Annotated in this window: 15 protein-coding genes; 3 read left to right on the forward strand and 12 right to left on the reverse strand. The window is 61.0% G+C overall.

Annotated features, from left to right (window positions below; all coding sequences use genetic code 11):
• Nucleotides 1-41 precede the first annotated feature (41 nt).
• Both ACZ3HH_RS00715 and ACZ3HH_RS00720 read left to right on the forward strand, forming a co-directional pair.
• On the forward strand, nt 42-2,579 hold the full coding sequence (locus tag ACZ3HH_RS00715) for a PAS domain-containing hybrid sensor histidine kinase/response regulator (RefSeq protein ID WP_465802180.1): 2,538 nt from the start codon (nt 42-44) through the stop codon (nt 2,577-2,579).
• Nucleotides 2,580-2,645: 66 nt separating this feature from the next.
• Nucleotides 2,646-2,921 carry a peptidylprolyl isomerase gene (locus tag ACZ3HH_RS00720; protein WP_007898282.1) on the forward strand — a complete coding sequence of 92 codons (276 nt, stop codon included), beginning with the start codon at nt 2,646-2,648 and terminating at the stop codon, nt 2,919-2,921.
• Nucleotides 2,922-3,109: 188 nt separating this feature from the next.
• Here the strand turns inward: ACZ3HH_RS00720 and ACZ3HH_RS00725 are convergent, their stop codons facing one another.
• The 8 genes from ACZ3HH_RS00725 to ACZ3HH_RS00760 all read right to left on the reverse strand — a co-directional run bounded on the left by ACZ3HH_RS00725 (nt 3,110) and on the right by ACZ3HH_RS00760 (nt 9,846).
• Nucleotides 3,110-4,042 carry a sugar kinase gene (locus tag ACZ3HH_RS00725; RefSeq protein ID WP_465802184.1) on the reverse strand — a complete coding sequence of 311 codons (933 nt, stop codon included), beginning with the start codon at nt 4,040-4,042 and terminating at the stop codon, nt 3,110-3,112.
• Nucleotides 4,043-4,215: 173 nt separating this feature from the next.
• Complete coding sequence (locus tag ACZ3HH_RS00730; RefSeq protein WP_465802186.1) at nt 4,216-5,433, reverse strand: amino acid deaminase; 1,218 nt, start codon at nt 5,431-5,433, stop codon at nt 4,216-4,218.
• 39 nt (nt 5,434-5,472) lie between these two features.
• Complete coding sequence (locus ACZ3HH_RS00735; protein ID WP_465802187.1) at nt 5,473-6,237, reverse strand: IclR family transcriptional regulator; 765 nt, start codon at nt 6,235-6,237, stop codon at nt 5,473-5,475.
• A 171-nt stretch (nt 6,238-6,408) separates the two neighbouring features.
• Entirely contained in the window at nt 6,409-6,798 is a 390-nt protein-coding gene (locus tag ACZ3HH_RS00740; RefSeq protein ID WP_465802188.1) for a RidA family protein, read from the reverse strand.
• A 24-nt stretch (nt 6,799-6,822) separates the two neighbouring features.
• Nucleotides 6,823-7,614, reverse strand: coding sequence for an amino acid ABC transporter ATP-binding protein (locus ACZ3HH_RS00745; RefSeq protein ID WP_050681225.1), 792 nt, complete (start codon nt 7,612-7,614; stop codon nt 6,823-6,825).
• Nucleotides 7,611-8,273, reverse strand: coding sequence for an amino acid ABC transporter permease (locus ACZ3HH_RS00750; protein ID WP_465802190.1), 663 nt, complete (start codon nt 8,271-8,273; stop codon nt 7,611-7,613). The genes ACZ3HH_RS00745 and ACZ3HH_RS00750 overlap by 4 nt, the downstream gene beginning before the upstream one ends.
• Before the next feature lie 9 nt (nt 8,274-8,282).
• Entirely contained in the window at nt 8,283-8,945 is a 663-nt protein-coding gene (locus ACZ3HH_RS00755) for an amino acid ABC transporter permease (protein WP_465802192.1), read from the reverse strand.
• 52 nt (nt 8,946-8,997) lie between these two features.
• Nucleotides 8,998-9,846 (reverse strand): transporter substrate-binding domain-containing protein, encoded by an 849-nt coding sequence (locus tag ACZ3HH_RS00760; RefSeq protein ID WP_465802194.1) that lies wholly within the window; start codon nt 9,844-9,846, stop codon nt 8,998-9,000.
• Between the two features lie 343 nt (nt 9,847-10,189).
• On the opposite strand from ACZ3HH_RS00760, the gene ACZ3HH_RS00765 reads away from it, so the two are divergent.
• Entirely contained in the window at nt 10,190-10,648 is a 459-nt protein-coding gene (locus ACZ3HH_RS00765) for a thioredoxin family protein (RefSeq protein WP_465802195.1), read from the forward strand.
• 50 nt (nt 10,649-10,698) lie between these two features.
• On the opposite strand, the gene ACZ3HH_RS00770 is transcribed toward ACZ3HH_RS00765, so the two are convergent.
• From ACZ3HH_RS00770 to cobN, 4 genes are all read right to left on the reverse strand, one after another.
• The gene (locus tag ACZ3HH_RS00770) at nt 10,699-12,345 is read right to left on the reverse strand and encodes a phospholipase D-like domain-containing protein (protein ID WP_465802196.1); all 1,647 of its coding nucleotides are present in this window, start codon (nt 12,343-12,345) and stop codon (nt 10,699-10,701) included.
• Between the two features lie 172 nt (nt 12,346-12,517).
• Entirely contained in the window at nt 12,518-13,063 is a 546-nt protein-coding gene (locus ACZ3HH_RS00775; RefSeq protein ID WP_429432365.1) for a vWA domain-containing protein, read from the reverse strand.
• Nucleotides 13,064-13,182: 119 nt separating this feature from the next.
• Nucleotides 13,183-14,190, reverse strand: a complete 1,008-nt coding sequence (locus ACZ3HH_RS00780; RefSeq protein WP_465802199.1) for an ATP-binding protein — start codon at nt 14,188-14,190, stop codon at nt 13,183-13,185.
• 154 nt (nt 14,191-14,344) lie between these two features.
• Complete coding sequence (cobN, locus tag ACZ3HH_RS00785) at nt 14,345-18,211, reverse strand: cobaltochelatase subunit CobN (RefSeq protein WP_465802200.1); 3,867 nt, start codon at nt 18,209-18,211, stop codon at nt 14,345-14,347.
• Nucleotide 18,212: the final 1 nt, after the last annotated feature.

Raw genomic sequence — 18,212 nt, forward strand, 5'->3', positions numbered from 1 at the left:
TAGTAGACGCCGCCACACCGACTGACGCGCAGGACATTGTAATGAACGCACCACCGACCGCCAGCGACGCCCAAGCCTTGATTGCTCGACTGGACTGGACAAACAACCCGCTGGGCGCCGCCGAGCACTGGCCACAGAGCCTGCGCACCGCCGTGGACATTGTGATTCACTCGCCGATGCCGATGCTGTTGCTGTGGGGCCCGCAGCTTACGCAGATCTACAACGACGGCTTCGCCTTCCTCGCCGGCAGCAAGCACCCACACGCTTTCGGACAACCGACGCACCTGATCTGGCCAGAACTGAAAGACTTCACCGACCCGATTTACAGCGCCGTCCTACAGGGCCAGGTGCGGACCTACAGCGAACAGCGCTTTACCTTGCAGCGCGACGGTCAGGATTCCGACTTCTGGCTGGATTTGACCTACAGCCCCATTCGCAATGAAAGCGCCGAGGTCGCCGGGATTCTGGTCACGGCCATCGAAACCAACGAACGCCGCCGCATCGCCCTGGAACTCGAACAACGCTCCGCCGCGAGCCTCAAGGCCCAGCAGGAAACCGAGCAGCGTCTGCAACTGGCGCTGGCCGCCACCGATGCGGTCGGCACCTGGGACTGGGACATTGGCGAAGACCGTTTCATCGCCGATGCCCACTTCGCCCAATTGCATGGCATCAATCCGGCCATGGCCAGCCAGTTGCCCATCAGCGAATACCTCCACGGCGTGCACCCGGAAGACCGCGCCATGATTGCCCGCAGCATCAAGCACTGCATCACCCATGGCAGCGAGTACGCCGAGGAATATCGCTTGCTGCAGCCCGACGGCCAATTGCGCTGGGTGTTTGCCCGAGGCCGCTGCTACAAGGACCATCATGGCCGGCCGATCCGTTTCCTTGGCGCAGCACTCGATCTGACGGAACGCAAACACATCGAACAGGCTTTGCGCCAGAGCCAGACTGAGCTGCAACTGATCATCAACGCCATGCCGATCCTGATCAGTTACGTCGACAGCGAGGAGCGCTTTCGCCTCAACAATGCCGCCTATCTGGAATGGTACGGCCTGACGCCCCAAGAGCTTTACGGCCGCACCATCCGCGAAGTGCTGGGCGACGAAGCCTATGCCTCGCGCGCCGAATACATTGCCGAGGCGCTGAAAGGCAAGGCCTGCAGTTTCAGCATCAGCGCCGCGCACCGCGACGGCGGTACCCGTCAGGCCTTGATGAACTACCTGCCCCGTCATGGCCCGGACGGCGCGGCAAATGGTTTTTACATCTTCGTAATCGACGAAACCGAGCGCAAACAGACCGAAGAAGCCCTGCGCAATCTCAACGAAACCCTTGAAGAACGCGTCAGCGCCCGCACTCAACAATTGGCCGAAGCCAACCAGCGGCTGCAGAACGAGATGTTCGAACGCGAGCGCGCCGAAGACGCCTTGCGGCACGCGCAGAAAATGGAAGCGGTGGGACAGCTCACCGGCGGCATCGCCCATGACTTCAACAACATGCTCACCGGGATTATCGGCAGCCTCGATCTGATGCAACGCTACATCGCCGACGGGCGTGCCGCCGAGATCGGTCGTTTTACCGAAGCCGCGGTGTCCTCGGCCCACCGCGCCGCCGCCCTGACCCATCGTTTGCTGGCGTTCTCCCGGCGTCAGTCGCTGGATCGCAAGCCGCTGAATGCCAACCATCTGGTGCATTCCCTGGAAGATTTGTTCCGCCGCACCAAGGGCGACCATATCGAGCTCAAAATGCAACTGGCCGATGAAGTCTGGCCGGTCAGTACTGACGTCAGCCAACTGGAAAATGCCTTGCTCAACCTCGTCATCAATGCCCGGGATGCGATGCCCGAAGGTGGCGAGCTGCTGATCGAAACCGCTAACGTTCACCTCGACGGCAGCGACATCACCCCTCTGGAACCGGTCAGGGCCGGGGATTACCTGATGATTGCCGTCAGCGACAACGGCACGGGCATGACCCCGTCAGTGTTGGCCAAGGCCTTCGACCCGTTCTTCACCACCAAACCCATCGGCCAGGGCACCGGCCTTGGGCTGTCAATGATCTATGGCTTCGCCCAGCAGTCGGGCGGACACGTCAGTCTTCACAGCCTGCCGGGCCAAGGCACCAGCGTTCGTCTGTATTTGCCCCGGCTGCACGTAGCGGTGCCGGAACTTACTTTGATGCCGCTCACCGGTGAAACACCGGCGGCGGTGGCCGGTGAAACCGTGGTGCTGGTGGAAGACGATCCGGCGGTGCGCATGCTGGTGCTCGACCTGCTCAATGAGTTGGGTTATCACGCTCATGAGGCTGAAGACGCCAAGGCCGCCCTGCCCTTGCTGGAGTCCGACCTGCGGGTCGATCTTTTGGTCACCGATGTCGGGCTGCCGGGCATGAACGGTCGGCAACTGGCGGAAATCGCGCGTCAGCATCGCCCGGGTCTGAAGGTGCTGTTCATGACCGGTTATGCGGAAAAAGCCGCCGAACGCCAGGGTTTCCTGGAGGAAGGCATGGACATGGTGGCCAAACCCTTTTCCATTGACCTGTTGGCCAACAAGATTCGCACGATGATCGGCCAAGCGGACTGAGTTAAGGCATAATCGCGCGCCCCACGCTGGCACCAACATAGCCACCACCGTTGCAAGGTACTGCCAATGAAAGCCCAAGCCCGCCATATCCTGGTGAAAACCTCGGAAGAAGCCGAGCAGCTCAAACAACGCATCGCCAAGGGCGAAGCCTTCGACGTGCTGGCCAAGAAATACTCCACCTGCCCCTCCGGCAAACGCGGCGGCGACCTGGGCGAAGTACGGCCCGGGCAGATGGTCGGCGTGATCGATGCGGTGATCTTCAAAAAACCGCTGCGGGTGGTGCATGGGCCGATCAAGAGCAAGTTCGGGTATCACCTGGTGCAGGTGTTTTATCGGGATTGATGGGCTTGGCTTTAGGGCCTCATCGCGGGCAAGCCCGCTCCCACAGGGGTTGTGAATTGCCACAGATTGCAACCACACCAAAAAACCTGTGGGAGCGGTGATGTGATTGCAATCGTGGGCAACTCACAAATCCCTGTGGGAGCGGGCTTGCCCGCGATCCGATTGCGCAGCAAGCGGCCATCCACCGCTTATCGGGGGATCAACGCCCCCGGCACTTGAATCACCCGACTCGCCAACCGATGCCCCGCCTCGGCAGCCTCAACCGGGCTACCGCCCTTAAGCCGACACGCCAAATAAGCCGCACTGAACGAATCCCCCGCCGCCGTGGTGTCCACCACCCGTTCGACCACCTGCGCCGGCACTTCGAACGACTCTCCATCGCAGCGAATCAGACACGCCTCGGCGCCGCGCTTGAGCACCACTTCAGGCGTGCCCATCTGCTCATAAGCGGCAAACACCGCCGCGCAATCGGAAAAGTCGAACAGCGCCTGCTCGTCGTCAACCGTCAGCAACGCCAGGTCGATATAGGGCAGAACGCTGCGATAAGCCGCCCGTGCCTCTTCAATCGACGCCCACAAACGTGGCCGGTAGTTGTTGTCGAACACGATCCGCGCATCCCGTTGCCGGGCTTCGATCAGGGTTTCCAGAAGTTTTTCTCGCCCCTGCACACCGAGCACCGCCAAGGTGATGCCGCTGAAATACAACACGTCGTAATCCGGCAGCGCCGCCAGAATCGGCGCGGCGGCCGGAGTGGTGAAGCAATCGCGCACCGCTGCTTCGTTGCGCCAGTAGAGAAAACGCCGTTCGCCGGCCGCATCGGTCTGGATGCAATACAGGCCGGGCAAGCGACCGGGCAAACGCTGGACCATGTCCAGGCCAATGTTTTCGCTGGCCCAGCTCTGGCACATCGCATCGCTGAAACTGTCATCGCCCAGGGCGGTGACGTAATCCACCGTGCCGCCATCGCCCAGTTCACGGGCCAGGTAGACCGCGGTGTTCAGGGTATCGCCGCCGAAGCTTTGTTGCAGCGTGCCGTCCGCGCGCTGCTGCAATTCGATCATGCACTCGCCAATCAGGGCGATGCGCGGGGTGTTGGGGCCTAGGGGGCTGATGCTGCTCATCGTCGTGGGGTCTCTGGTATTGCGATGCTGTTTGGTAGGCCGTCATCGCGGGCAAGCCCGCTCCCACAGCGATTTGTGAATTGCCACAAATTGCAACCACACCAAAAAACCTGTGGGAGCGGCGGTGCGGCGATCCGACTTGCCCGCGATGGCCGCACCTAGGTCTGGAAACCTTAAAAACAGGTTTCCATGGTCTCTATCACCTGCAACTGCTCATCCACCAAACACCCAATGCGCCACTTGTCGAACGTCAGGCACGGGTGCGAAGTACCGAACGAAATGATATCGCCCACCCGCAACTCAACCCCCGGCGCGACGGTCATGAACGCGTGCTGGTCCATCACCGCCGTCACCTTGCAGGCACTCACATCCTCGCCGATCGCCGGCACCACACCGGCCTTGTAACGCAGCAACGGCACCGGCAAACCGGCGTCGTAGGCCACGTCGCGTTTGCCCAGGGCGATCACCGCAAAACCCGGCTCCGGCAACGACTGCACATGCGCCCAGACTTCCAGCGCCGGGCGCAAACCTTCGTGCAGGTCGCTGCGACGGTCGAGCACGCAGCATTGCGCTTCTTTGTAGATGCCATGGTCGTGGGCCACGTAACTGCCGGGGCGCAGCACGCTGAGGAAACGCCCGCCGGCATTCTGCGCTTCGAACGATTCGGCGATCAGGTCGTACCAGGCCGAACCCGATGCCGTGATGATCGGCTTGGCAATGGCGAACGCACCGCTGTCCTGCAACTGCACCGCCAGACGCACCAGAGAATCGGCGAACTCGCGGATGCCGCTCACCGCGTGATCGCCGTGAATCACCCCTTCGTAACCCTCGATGCCGGTCAACGCCAGCGCCGGTTGAGCCGCGATCGCCTTGGCCAGCGCCAGCACTTCGGCTTCGGTGCGGCAACCGCAACGACCGCCGACCACGCCGTACTCGATCATCACGTTCAGCCGCACACCGCGCGAAGCGAAATACGCGCCGAGGTCCGCGACGTTATCCGGGTGATCGACCATGCAATAGAAATCGAAGGTCGGGTCTGCCAACAGATCAGCGATCAGCGCCATGTTCGGCGTGCCGACCAATTGGTTGGCCATCAGCACCCGATGCACGCCATGGGCGTAAGCCGCGCGGGTTTGCGTGGCACTGGCCAGGGTGATGCCCCAGGCACCGGCGTCCAGTTGGCGACGAAACAGCGCCGGGGTCATGCTGGTTTTACCGTGCGGCGCCAGTTCCGCGCCGCTGTTGCTGACGAAGTCCTGCATCCAGCGAATGTTGTGTTCCAGCGCGTCGCGGTGCAGCACCAGCGCCGGCAGGCTGACGTCGCGCACAAGATTGGCGCCTGTGTGAGCAAAGCCCTTTTCCACGGCGGCAGTATTTTTGGCAGAAGACATGGTCGAACTCCTCACATTCGCGGCCGCAGGCAGCCGCTGTTATTCGTTGATACGCCGGGCGAGGCTGTTGGCGCTGTCGATCAGCACCTGACGATAGTCGTTGTAATTGTTCTTCGCATCGGCCCGTGGGGCGACGATGCACAGAGTCGCAATGGCCACGCCGTTCGGGTCTTTGACCGGAGCGGCGAAGCAGTGGGTAAAGGTGTCGGCAACGCTATCGAAGGAAAAGAACCCATCGATACCGGCCTGGCGGATCTCCTCGATAAACCGCTCCAGCGGCAGACGTTCGCCATCGGGCAGGATGAAGTCGTCGGGGTCGATCAAATCGACGATCTGCTGATCGCTCAGGTGCGCCAGCAACAAGCGCCCGGAAGCGGTCCAGGGGATCGGCGCGTTCTCGCCGATGTCCGAGGAAATGCGAAAATGCCGCTCGCCCTCTTTCATCAACGCTACGGTGTATTTACGCCCGTTGAGCAGGCACATCTGCGCGGTTTCACGGGTCTGGCTGACGATCTCTTGCAAGGCAAGATCGGCCTCGCGGGTCAGGTCGAAATGGCGCAAATGCGCCTGCCCGAGGAAGTACAGCTGACGACCAAGGTACACGTGACCGTCCTTGCCCACAGGTTCAAGAATGCGCCGTTCCAATAAGGACGCGACCAGTTCGTAGACCGTGGATTTCGGGCTGCCGATGCCGCTGGCGATTTCGTTCGGGCGCAGGGGCTGGCCGATTTCCTTGAGGAAATCGAGAATGTCGAACGCCCGGTCCAGACCACGAGCCCGGCGCTTGATGGTGTCTTCGGTCATGTTTCAGGTTCCCATTCAAAGTGCCGGGAGTTTACCCAGAGTGCTGCGGCGACTGTTAGGCCGCCTTCGCGGGCAAGCCACGCTCCCACAGGTTCTATGTGCCGCCACAGGTTGCAGACACACCTTCCATCCCTGTGGGAGCGGGCTTGCCCGCGATGGGCGCGCCTCGGTTCAGGCCTTTTTCTTGTACGCGATGCAGTCAATCTCGACCTTGCAATCGACCATCATGTTCGCCTGCACACAGGCCCGGGCCGGGGCGTGTTCGCTTTTGAAGTACTCGGAAAACACTTTATTGAAACTCCAGAAATCCCGCGGGTCTTCCAGCCACACGCCGGTACGGACCACGTCTTCCAGACCGTAACCGGCCTCTTGCAGAATCGCGATCAGGTTTTTCATGGTCTGGTGAGTCTGCGCGACGATGCCGCCCACGATGATTTCACCATCCAGCGCCGGCACCTGGCCGGACACGTGCAGCCAGCCATCGGCTTCGACGGCACGGGCGAAAGGACGGGGCTGGCCGCCACCGGCGGTGCTGCCGGTGCCGTAACGAGTAATGCTCATGGGTGTTTCTCCTGATTGAAAAAGTTAAAAGCGAGTGTTCTTGAGAAATTCCGCCAGACGCGGCGACTGCGGGCGTTCGAACAGTTCCTTGGGCGGCCCCTGCTCTTCGATCCGCCCCTGATTCATGAACACGATCTTGTCCGACACCTCGAAGGCAAAGCGCATTTCGTGGGTCACCAGCAGCATGGTCATGCCGTCTTCGGCCAGGCCTTTGATCACGTTCAGTACTTCGCCGACCAGCTCCGGATCGAGGGCCGAGGTGACTTCATCGAACAGCATCAGGCTCGGGTTCATCGCAATCGCCCGGGCAATCGCCACGCGCTGTTGCTGGCCGCCGGACAACTGACCGGGGTAATGGTCGCGGCGCTCCAGCAGACCAACCCGCTCCAGCCATTTCTCCGCCAGCGCCACCGCCTCATCCTTGTGCAGCTTTTTGACCTTGAGCAATCCGAGGGTGACGTTCTGCAACGCGGTGAGGTGCGGGAACAGATTGAATTGCTGGAACGCCATGCCGGTCATCGCTCGATGGCGGGCGATGACTTTTTCCGCGTGACGCACGCGCTTGCCGTTGACCTCGTGATAGCCGATGGATTCGCCATCGAGCAGAATCTGCCCGCCCTGGAACTCTTCGAGCATGTTCACGCAGCGCAGCAGCGTGGTCTTGCCCGAGCCGCTGGAGCCGATCAGCGTGACCACGTTGCCGCGTTGCATGGTCAAGTCGACGCCCTTGAGCACTTCGAGCTGGCCGTATTGTTTGTGCAGGCCACGGATGTCCAGCAGCGCTTGATCCTGTGTCGAAACTTGAGCTTGAGTCATGGCAAGGCCACCCGCTTTTCAATGTGCCGGCCGAGTAATTCGATGGCGTAGTTGATGACGAAAAACAGAAATCCGGCGAACAGGTAAAACTCCAGGGTCATAAAGGTCCGGGCGATGATCTGCTGGGTGCTAAGCAGCAATTCGGCAACGCCGATCACCGACAACAGCGTCGAGGCCTTGACGATCTCGGTGGACGAGTTGACCCAGGTCGGCAAGATCTGCCGCAACGCCTGGGGCAACAACACGTAGCCCAGTGCCTGGTAAAACGTCAGGCCGATGGCCTTGCTCGCTTCCATCTGGCCACTGGGCAGCGCTTGCAATGCACCGCGCACAATCTCCGCAACGTGGGAGCCGCAAAACAGCGTCAGCCCCAGGGTGCCGGCCCCGAATGCGCTGATTTGCCAGCCCAGTGCCGGCGCCATGTAGAAGCAGGCCAACACCAATACAAACACCGGCGTGCCGCGAATGATGTCGACGTAAAAACGGAACGGCGCGCGCATCCAGAACGTGCCATAGGTGAGCACCAGACCTGCAACGATGCCGACCAGCGTGCCCAACAAAATCGCCAGCGCCGAGCACTGCACACTGGTCAGAAAGCCCTGCCACAGGACGTCCCGCGCCACCCATAACTCATGCAACCAACTGGGGGATTCGTACATGGGGGCCTCCTATCGGCGAATCGCCAGACGCTGCTCGAGGTAACGCAGCATCATGGCAATGAGGTAACAGGCCGCAACATAGAGCGCTGTGGTCACCAGCCAGGTTTCAATCACCCGGTAGCTCTCGACATTGATCTTGCGCGCGTAATAGGTCAGCTCCGGCACGGCAATCGCCGCCGCCAGCGAGGTGTCCTTGAACAGCGATATGAAGTTGTTCGACAAGGCCGGCAGCACATTGCGCAGCATCACCGGCACGGTGATGTACGCCTTGACCTGCCACTCGCCGAGCCCGATGGCCAGGCCGGCTTCACGTAGCCCCTTGGGAATGCTCAACAACCCGCCGCGAAACACTTCGGTCAGATAGGCCCCGGCATACAGCGACAGCGTGATGATGAATGACGGGATCTTGTCCAGACGAATGCCCAGACTTGGCAAGGCAAAGTAGATCAACAGAATCAACACCAGAATCGGCGTATTACGGATCACCGTCACATACACCGACGCCAGCCCCCGCAATGCGCGATGCTTTGACAGCAAAGCAAACGCCATCATCAGGCCGATCACGCAACCGATGGCGATCGACACCAGCGCCAGTTCGAGGCCCAGACCGAGCCCCGCCAGCAGGGTGTCGAAATCGCGCCAGACGGCGGCAAAATTCAACTGATAGTTCATGGTCAGCAGTACCTTGAGCGGGGCGATTTAAAACCGCCCCGCTCTCACGGGATCATTTGAATTCGACTGGGAAACCGATGGCTGGAGTCGGCAGATCGACACCGAACCACTGCTTGAAGGAAGCCGCGTAGGTCGGGAATTCAACGCCGGTCATGGCTTCATGCAATGTAGTGTTGACGAAGTTCAGCCAGTCCTGATCGCCGCGTTTGACCGCGCACGCATAGGTTTGCGGGCTCCAGGCGTAGGTCGGGCTGCGATAGCGACCGGGGTTCTGCACCATCAGGTACTTCACCGACGACTGATCGGTAGCTGCGGCATCGGCACGGCCGGAGTTCACCGCCTGATACATCAAATCCACGCTGTCGTACTGATCGACCTTGGCCTTGGGCAACGCCTGATGCACCAGCTCTTCGGCGTACACGTTCTGCAGCACTGCCACGATTACACCGTCACCGGCAGCTTTCAGGTCGTCGATTTCCTTGTATTTGCTGTTGGCCGGCAACAACAGGCCCACGCCTTCGCGGTAGTACGGCAGGGTGAACGCCACTTGCTGCGCGCGACTGGCGGTCACGGTGATGAACTGGCAACTCATGTCGACCTTGTCGGTCAGCAGATTCGGAATCCGCGCATCGGACGACTGCACCACGAACTCGACCTTGCTCGGGTCGTTGAACAACCCTTTGGCCACCATCCGCGCGATATCAATATCAAAACCCTGCAACTTGCCATCCGCTCCCTGGAAGTGCCACGGCGCATTGGTACTGCCCGTGCCCACGATCAACTTCCCACGGGCCAGCACGCTGTCGAGTTTGCTGTCTGCCGCTTGGGCGACACCCATGACAGCGGCCGAAGCCGCGAGAACGAAAACACACGCTTTAAACAACGAAGGTCGGCGATGCATGGCAAGCACTCCAGGGTCATGTTTATTCCGCTATACCGGAAACAGGTATGTAACAACGGAATAGACAGCAGAAAGTGTGCCACAGGTTGTGGGCGGAATCTCGGAGGAATTGAAAAGTGTTTTGAATCAGATGGATGCGCGTTAGCGCGAAGAAGGCGTTACGAAACGCACAAATAAGAGAACGCTACCGTGGGACACAACGCTCGAGTACTTGCACCACATCTGAAGCCATAGCGATTCAAAATGAAGCAGAGCCCTACCTGTAATTTCTGACAGTAGACCCCACCTGCTCGCCTCCTTTAACGTCGACAGGCCTTCGATTGTCTTTGAAAAGGAGATTTCAATGAGCTCGATGAACACCCACACGACCATGGCAGCGGTCTACCGCAAGGCGCTGAAAACCTGGCGCCCGGTGATCCTGTATTTCGGCAACCAACACTGTCCCGCCTGCGAAATGGCCGAACCGGTTTTCCGTGCTATTGCCGAGAAGTACAAAGATCACGCGCACATCTATGTGCTGAGTACGAGCGAATCTCCTCGGCATCCAGATGTCACCGGCACACCCACTGTGCTGTTTTACAAGGAGGGGAAGTTGCTGAAAAAGCTCAAGGGGATTGGAACCCGGGAAACCCTGGAAGAAAACTTCAAAAAGCACATCGGCAAGCTCAGGCCTAAACAGATTGCCCGCAAACCCCGCCACGACTTGCCGTGGTTGCAGAAAACCTTCAGCGCTTTATGCACCGCACCACGGGCACGGGAGCTGCTGAATGTACGGTTGATGAGTAAAGTTTGCGTCGTATGAACGATCGCTATCGCGAGCAGGCTCGCTCCCACAGGGAATCACCAGGCTGTTTATCGTCCGGCAAAGCGCAACCGCGACAACATGCGCAAATCGCCTTCGAGGTAATAATCATCGGTCCAGCTGTCATCCGCCGCCAAAGGCCGGACCTGCTTGAGTTGCAGTTTTTTTGCGAAGTAGCGGAACCGGTAATGCTCGTAAAAGCGCAGCAGTTCCAGCCCGTAACGATCGGCCAGGTCGGTGTCGCCACGGATGATCAGGTAGTTTTCGTCATTGCCGTTACTGGCCGCTTCACTAAGGTTGTGGCTGCCGCTGATGATGGTCGGTGTGTCGCTGGTGAAGTCGACGACGATGGCTTTGGTGTGCACCAGCAGGTTGCCCTTCTGGCCTTTCATGTTTTCCTTGAGCCAGCCTTCCAGGCCGGTGTTGAGCAGCGCGGTGGCGGCGAACTCGGCGGTGCGGTCGGCATGGAAACCGGTGATGCTGCTGACGGTGTTTTGCAAACCGTAACGCAAGATGTCGTCATGGGGCTGGCCGAGCAAGGCGTTGAGTATTTCGTCCGGCAAGGTGAACGCCGTGACAAACAGCAGGTCTTTTTTGGCGGCATTGATGATCTCGACAAATTCACGCAAGTCGCCCTGACCCGTGCGCGGTGAGAACCCTGCGAACAGCCCCTGGTCCGACTGCATCGGATTGTTTTCCGTGAGCCATTCACGGGTGGCGCCGACGTCCGCCGGTGTGGACCAGACCTGCTCGAAGGTTTGCAGGTAACTGGCGCCGATTCGGGCATCGTCCAGCACATGCACGACGTTGGCCTGACGATAAACACCGTTGGCCGTGAAATTGGTGCTGCCACAGAGTACCGCTTCGGGCTGATGCAGCCCTGCCCCGTCGAGTCGGCTCAGGACGATGAATTTGTTGTGGAAAATGTTGTGGGTGACTCGCCCGCGTTTGTTCGCCGCCGGGATTTTTTCCAGACTGGCTTCGTTCAGCGCCGTGGTGTCTTCGTCCGGTTGGGCATGGTACAGAACCCGAACCTTTACGCCGCGCTCGAAAGCGGCGTTCACCGCATCGACGATCACTTTCAACTGGTATTCATAGATCGCGATGTCCAGCGCCCATTGGCCATCCTCGGCCCGTTCGATGAACCCGAGCAAGCGTGCGAGCAGACCATTTTCCAGCCATTGCCGTGGGGCGTCGGGCCATTCTTCGATGGGCAGTTTCTTGTTGACGCTGAGTAGCGCATCAACGTCGGCGAACTTGCGCTGGAAAGCCTGACTGGCGGCCACCGCCCGATTGAAAATGACGTTTTGGCCTTTGGGCAGGCCATTGTCGGTGCTGACCGTCACTTCCAGGAATTCACCCAGTTGTGGCGCATCGGCGGTGCCGTAGGCCAGGTGAATCCGATAATGGATCGTCACGCCCGGATTGACTGCGTAATCGGCCCAGCGAAATTTCTGCAACGGCGCGGTATCGCTGGGGGTGGCGTGAAACTGGGGGAACGTATGAGCCTTGCCGGGGAAGGTCAGGCTGTTGAACAGAAACAACCAGGGTTTGCTGCCTTGCTGCTTTTCGATGGCGAAACCCAGCAGACCTTTGCGGCGGGGTTCGGCCACGTCGATGGCCAGCAACACACCGTTGGTGCCAGCGTAGGCTTTGACGCGAAAATCGTCCTGATCGTTGCGGGCTAGAACGCGCATGGGTCACTCCTGTGATTGGCTTGTTTACAGCAGCATAGGGCAGCGATGCAGACGAACTGCGATTATCCGATTCCGAGGTGATGCCATCGCGAGCCGGCTCGCTCCCACACGCCGCAGATCAAATGTGGGAGCGAGCCTGCTCGCGATGGGGTCAATACTGTCAGCACAAAACTCAACCTGAAATCAGCTCATCGATATGTCGATAATCAACCTGCAACTGCGCTGCCAACACCTTTGCCCGGCCAAGATGTATCGGCCCGCGCTCAATGTCGATCAGCAACCCCGGACATTCCAGCGCCGGCAACGTTGACCATTCCTTCACCCGTCCATCCGTCACCAGCAACAGCCGTTGCTGCTCTGCCGGAAAGCGCTTTTGCCGAGCCGCCAGCCAACGCCCTGCCTCGCCCAGCGCCGCCAGCATCGGTGTTCCGCCGCCGGCACCGAGCCCGTCGAGCCAGTCGCGCAAGCCAGCGGAGGCTTTTAACCCTTGCACCTGCCACTTCGGCACATGGCCGCTGGCGGTCAGCAAAGCCAAGCGCGCACGCTGTCGATAGGCATCGTCGAACAGTTGCGCCAGCAGGCCCTTGGCATCGCTCAACGCTTGATGACGTCGAGTGGAGGCCGAGGCATCGACAATCACCAGCCATAATTCATGAGGACTGCGGGTGCGCAGGTGAAACAGCACATCGTCGCGTTGACGCGGTCGGCCATTGAGCAAGGTGCCGGGCCAATTGATCGATCCGCTCAGGGCCGCGTGACGCTTGCCCTGCTTACCGTGATCCAGCCGTCCTGCGCGGGGTCTGGCATTCGCCCCCGCGTCTGATCGAGGGCGAATGCCTAGGGCTTTTTTGGCCAGCTCGGCACTTCACGTCGAGCGCCGACCGGCAGCGCCTGGGCGGGCATTTCGCCCCACTGGCCCTGACCTTCGCTCGGGTTGGCGTTCTGGTTGGAAGGCGGCTGTGCTGCGGGTGATTGGTGCGGCATCGGTGGCGAGTGTTCGCGACGACGATGGCGCAAGGCAAACTCGGCGACCGCGTCGATATCTTCTTCGCCAATGGCATTCGCTCCGCGCCAGGCCGCATGAGCCCGGGCCGCGCGTAACCAGACCAGATCGGCCCGCAGACCATCGACGCCAGCAGCAAAGCAACGCTCGGTGATCTGCGCCAGCGCGGCATCGTCGAGGGGAATGCTCGCCAGTGCCGAGCGCGCCTTTTGGCAGCGCTCGCGCAGTGCGTGTTGCTGGCTTTCCCACTCGGCGCAGAACCCTTGCGGGTCGCTGTCGAAATCCAGTCGGCGACGGATGATCTGACCGCGCTCGGCGGGTGCGGTGTGGCCACTGAGGGCGACGTTCAGGCCAAAACGGTCGAGCAATTGCGGGCGCAATTCGCCCTCTTCCGGGTTCATGGTGCCGATCAACACAAACTTCGCCGAATGCCGATGGGAAATCCCGTCGCGCTCGATCAGGTTGGTGCCGCTGGCGGCCACGTCGAGCAGCAAGTCCACGAGGTGATCGGGCAGCAGATTGACTTCATCGACATACAACACGCCGCCATCGGCCTTGGCCAGTACGCCGGGGGAAAACTGTGCGCGCCCCTCGCTCAGGGCCGCGTCGAGGTCGAGGGTGCCGACCAGCCGTTCTTCGGTGGCGCCCAGGGGCAAGGTGACAAATTGACCGCTGGCCAACAAGTCCGCCAGGCCTCGGGCCAGGGTCGATTTGGCCATGCCCCGTGGACCTTCGATCAGTACGCCACCGATTTTCGGGTCGATGGCGGTCAGGTACAGCGCGAGCTTCAAGTCATCGGCGCCGACCACGGCGGAGAGCGGGAAATGGGGGGTGTCGGTCATTTTCAAATCTCAGTCATGGTCGGTGGCAGGCACACCTTGTACCTGTGGGAGCGTGGCTTGCCCGCGAAGGCGTCCGCTCAGTCGAAATCAATGTTGATTGTGAGGGCCTCTTCGCGGGCAAGCCACGCTCCCACAGGTTAGCGGTGTCACAGAGTTACCCGTCTTCTTCTATATCCAGCAACAAATTCTCCAGCGCCTCGCGGTACTCGCCCGGCTCTTTCCACATCCCGCGCTGCTGCGCTTCGAGCATGCGCTCGGTCATGTCGCGCAAGGCATGGGGATTGTGTTCGCGGACAAACTCCCGGGTCGCCGGATCGAGCAAATAAGCGTCCGCCAGCAACGCATATTGGTGATCGTCGATCAACTGAGTCGTCGCGTCGAACGCAAACAGGTTATCGACCGTCGCCGCCAGTTCGAACGCGCCTTTGTAGCCATGACGCTTGACCCCGTCGATCCATTTCGGATTGGCCGCACGGGAACGGATCACCCGGTTAAGTTCTTCCTTCAACGTGCGGATCTTCGGCAAGTCCGGCTGACTGTGGTCGCCGTGATAACTGGCAGCCGCTTCACCACTGAGGCTTTCGACGGCCGCCAGCATGCCACCCTGGAACTGGTAATAATCGTTGGAATCAAGCAAGTCGTGCTCGCGGTTATCCTGATTTTGTAGCACCGCCTGCACCTGGCTCAGACGCTGGGCGAATTGTTCGCGGGCGGCGGTGCCTTCGTCGGAGCCGCCGTAAGCGTAGCCGCCCCAGTTCAGGTAAACCTCGGCCAGGTCTTCACGGCTTTGCCACAAGCGACCGTCGATGGCGCCTTGCACGCCCGCGCCGTAAGCACCCGGTTTGGCCCCGAAGATGCGCCAGCCGGCCTGTCGCCGCGCCGCGTCTTCATCCAGACCGGATTCCAGCAGCGCTTGCCGCTCAGCGCGGACCTTGGCCGCCAACGGGTTGAGATCATCCGGTTCATCCAGCGCGGCGACCGCTTGCACGGCGGCGTCGAACAGCCGGATCAGGTTGGCAAAGGCATCGCGGAAAAATCCGGAGACGCGCAAAGTCACATCCACGCGTGGGCGGTCCAGCAGGCTCAACGGCAGAATCTCGAAGTCGTCGACGCGCTGGCTGCCGGTAGCCCAGACCGGTCGCACGCCCATCAGCGCCATGGCCTGGGCAATGTCATCGCCGCCTGTGCGCATGGTCGCGGTGCCCCAGACCGACAGACCGAGCTGCCGCAGGTGATCGCCGTGATCCTGCAAGTGCCGCTCAAGAATCAGATTTGCTGACTGAAAACCGATGCGCCACGCCGTGGTGGTCGGCAGGTTGCGCACGTCCACCGAATAGAAATTACGCCCGGTGGGCAGCACGTCCAGACGGCCGCGACTTGGCGCACCGCTAGGGCCGGCCGGGACGAATCGGCCGTTGAGAGCGTCCAGCAGACCGCGCATTTCCGCTGGGCCGCAGGCGTCCAGGCGTGGTGCGACCACTTCGCGCAGGCTCTCAAGGATGGCGCTGACGTCAGCCCACGCAAGACCCTGTGGGAGCGGGCTTGCCCGCGATAGCGGTGGGTCAGATAAATCAATGTCGACTGACACGCCGCCTTCGCGGGCAAGCCCGCTCCCACAGGGGTCGTGGTGGGCTTGAGATGGGTTCAGTGTCAGCAAGATCAGTTCAGCGGCAAATAGCTCCAGTCGCTCGCGGGTATCGCCCGCTGTGCGCCATAGCTCATCGCTGACCGACAACAGGGCATCCGGACGCAGCCCGACCCAAGGCTCGGCCAACGCACAATCCAGCGGATCGAAGCCCAATTCAAACGCCTTGGCCAATGCCCGCAACAAGCTCGATTGCGCCCCACGGCCATCACCGCGAGGAATGCGCAGCAAGGCCAATAAGGTGTCGATGCGCAACCGCCCGACCGGCGACTCGCCAAACACGTGTAGGCCATCGCGGATCTGCGACTCCTTCAAGTCGCACAAATACGTGTCCAGACGCGGCAACCAAATCGCCGCATCGGCATCGCTGTCGAGCTTCTCGTCCAGTTGCAGTTCGCGGTCGATGTGCGTGTCGCGCACCAATTGCAGAATGTCGCGCTGTAACTCCCGGGCGCGGCGCGGATCGAGCAATTGCGCTTCGTAATATTCGTCGGCCAACAATTCGAGATTGCGCAGCGGACCGTAGGTTTCAGCGCGGGTCAGCGGCGGCATCAGGTGATCGATGATCACGGCCTGCGTACGGCGCTTGGCCTGGGCGCCCTCGCCCGGGTCATTGACGATAAACGGATAGATGTTCGGCAGCGGCCCGAGCAATGCGTCCGGCCAGCAGTTTTCCGACAACCCGACGCCCTTGCCCGGCAGCCATTCGAGGTTGCCGTGCTTGCCGACGTGGATCACGCCGTGAGCGCCGTAGGTGTTGCGCAACCAGAAGTAAAACGCCAGATAGCCGTGGGGCGGCACCAGGTCCGGGTCGTGATAGACAGCACTTGGATCGACTTGGTAACCCCGGGCCGGCTGAATGCCGACGAAGGTCAAGCCGAAGCGCAGACCGGCAATCATCATTCGTCCGCCGCGGAACATTGGATCGTTTTCGGGGGCGCCCCAGCGCTCCAGCACGGCTTGGCGATTAGCCTCGGGCAGTGCGTTGAACATCAGGTTGTAGTCGTCCAGCGCGAGGCTTTGATGGCAGGGACGCTGGTCGAGGGTGTCGAGGTCGTTGCTGACGCCGCCGAGCAATTGCTGGATCAGCGCGGTGCCGCTGTCCGGCAACTCGGCCGGTAGCGGATAACCTTCGGCGTGCAGGGCGCGCAAGATATTCAATGCCGCAGCCGGAGTGTCGAGACCCACGCCATTACCGATGCGCCCGTCGCGAGTCGGGTAGTTGGCGAGGATCAGGGCGATGCGTTTTTCACCGTTAGGCACTCGCGCCAGATCGATCCAGCGCCGCGCCAGTTCGGCGACAAAATCCATGCGCTCAGGTTGCGGCCGGTAGCAGACCACGTCGGACTGGCTGCGCTCACTGCGCCAGGCCAGATCCTTGAAACTGATCGGCCGGCTGATGATTCGCCCATCCAGTTCCGGCAGTGCGATGTGCATCGCCAGATCGCGGGGACCGAGGCCCTGCTCGCTGGCGCGCCAACCGGGTTCATTGTCCTGGGCGCAGATCGCCTGGATCACCGGAATATTGCGGCGAAACGGTCGCAGATGCGGCGCTTCGGGGCTGGACTGGGCGAAACCGGTGGTGTTGAGAATCACCCCCGCCTCGACTTCATCCAGCAGGTCCTCGACCACCGTCAGGCAGCCAGGCTCTTTCAAACTGGCCAGCGCAATCGGCAACGGGTTCAACCCCGCTGCTTGCAAACGCTGGCAGAAAATATCGATGAAACCGGTGTTCGCCGCCTGCAAATGCGAGCGGTAAAACAGCACCGCCGCCACCGGCTGATCAGCTTGCCAGTCGGCTTGCCAATCCTTCAGTTCTGCGGGGCTTTTTTGCGGGTGGTAAATCGCGGTGCGTGGCAGAGTTTGCGGCTCGGACCAGGGGTAGTCGCGGTCCAACCAACGATTGGCGAGGCAGCGAAACAGGTCCAGCGCGTTGGCCATGCCGCCCTGACGCAGGAAGTGCCAGAGCCGGTCGCGGTCTTGCGCGGTTACGGTGCTCAGGTCACTGAGTTCCGGGTCCGGGCGATCGTCACCCGGCACCAGAATCAGTTGCACGCCGCGCTCGGACAATTCCACCAGACGCTCGATGCCGTAACGCCAATAGGCGATGCCGCCGTGCAGCGAGATCAAAATCACTTTGGCGTGGCGCAGCACTTCGTCGACGTAGAGATCGACCGAGGCGTGATTCTGCACCTGCATCGGGTTGGCCAGGCGCACGCTCGGGTAATCGTCGGGCAACTGCTGCGCCGCTTCGGCGAGCAGCGCCAGGCTGGAATCGCCGCTGCACAGAATCACCAGCTCGGCGGGGGTTTGTCCAAGGTCGGCAATGTTGTCATCCGACACGAAACCGCCGGGCTGGGTCCTGAGCAGGTGCATG

The sequence above is a fragment of the Pseudomonas sp. PME37.24/025 genome (assembly GCF_055556615.1).

Bases quoted from the DNA above. Each gene is read 5' to 3' on its own strand.
- ACZ3HH_RS00715 (WP_465802180.1), top strand. From the start codon at position 42: ATGAACGCACCACCGACCGCCAGCGACGCCCAAGCCTTGATTGCTCGA.
- ACZ3HH_RS00720 (WP_007898282.1), top strand. From the start codon at position 2,646: ATGAAAGCCCAAGCCCGCCATATCCTGGTGAAAACCTCGGAAGAAGCC.
- ACZ3HH_RS00725 (WP_465802184.1), bottom strand. From the start codon at position 4,042: ATGAGCAGCATCAGCCCCCTAGGCCCCAACACCCCGCGCATCGCCCTG.
- ACZ3HH_RS00730 (WP_465802186.1), bottom strand. From the start codon at position 5,433: ATGTCTTCTGCCAAAAATACTGCCGCCGTGGAAAAGGGCTTTGCTCAC.
- ACZ3HH_RS00735 (WP_465802187.1), bottom strand. From the start codon at position 6,237: ATGACCGAAGACACCATCAAGCGCCGGGCTCGTGGTCTGGACCGGGCG.
- ACZ3HH_RS00740 (WP_465802188.1), bottom strand. From the start codon at position 6,798: ATGAGCATTACTCGTTACGGCACCGGCAGCACCGCCGGTGGCGGCCAG.
- ACZ3HH_RS00745 (WP_050681225.1), bottom strand. From the start codon at position 7,614: ATGACTCAAGCTCAAGTTTCGACACAGGATCAAGCGCTGCTGGACATC.
- ACZ3HH_RS00750 (WP_465802190.1), bottom strand. From the start codon at position 8,273: ATGTACGAATCCCCCAGTTGGTTGCATGAGTTATGGGTGGCGCGGGAC.
- ACZ3HH_RS00755 (WP_465802192.1), bottom strand. From the start codon at position 8,945: ATGAACTATCAGTTGAATTTTGCCGCCGTCTGGCGCGATTTCGACACC.
- ACZ3HH_RS00760 (WP_465802194.1), bottom strand. From the start codon at position 9,846: ATGCATCGCCGACCTTCGTTGTTTAAAGCGTGTGTTTTCGTTCTCGCG.
- ACZ3HH_RS00765 (WP_465802195.1), top strand. From the start codon at position 10,190: ATGAGCTCGATGAACACCCACACGACCATGGCAGCGGTCTACCGCAAG.
- ACZ3HH_RS00770 (WP_465802196.1), bottom strand. From the start codon at position 12,345: ATGCGCGTTCTAGCCCGCAACGATCAGGACGATTTTCGCGTCAAAGCC.
- ACZ3HH_RS00780 (WP_465802199.1), bottom strand. From the start codon at position 14,190: ATGACCGACACCCCCCATTTCCCGCTCTCCGCCGTGGTCGGCGCCGAT.
- cobN (WP_465802200.1), bottom strand. From the start codon at position 18,211: ATGCACCTGCTCAGGACCCAGCCCGGCGGTTTCGTGTCGGATGACAAC.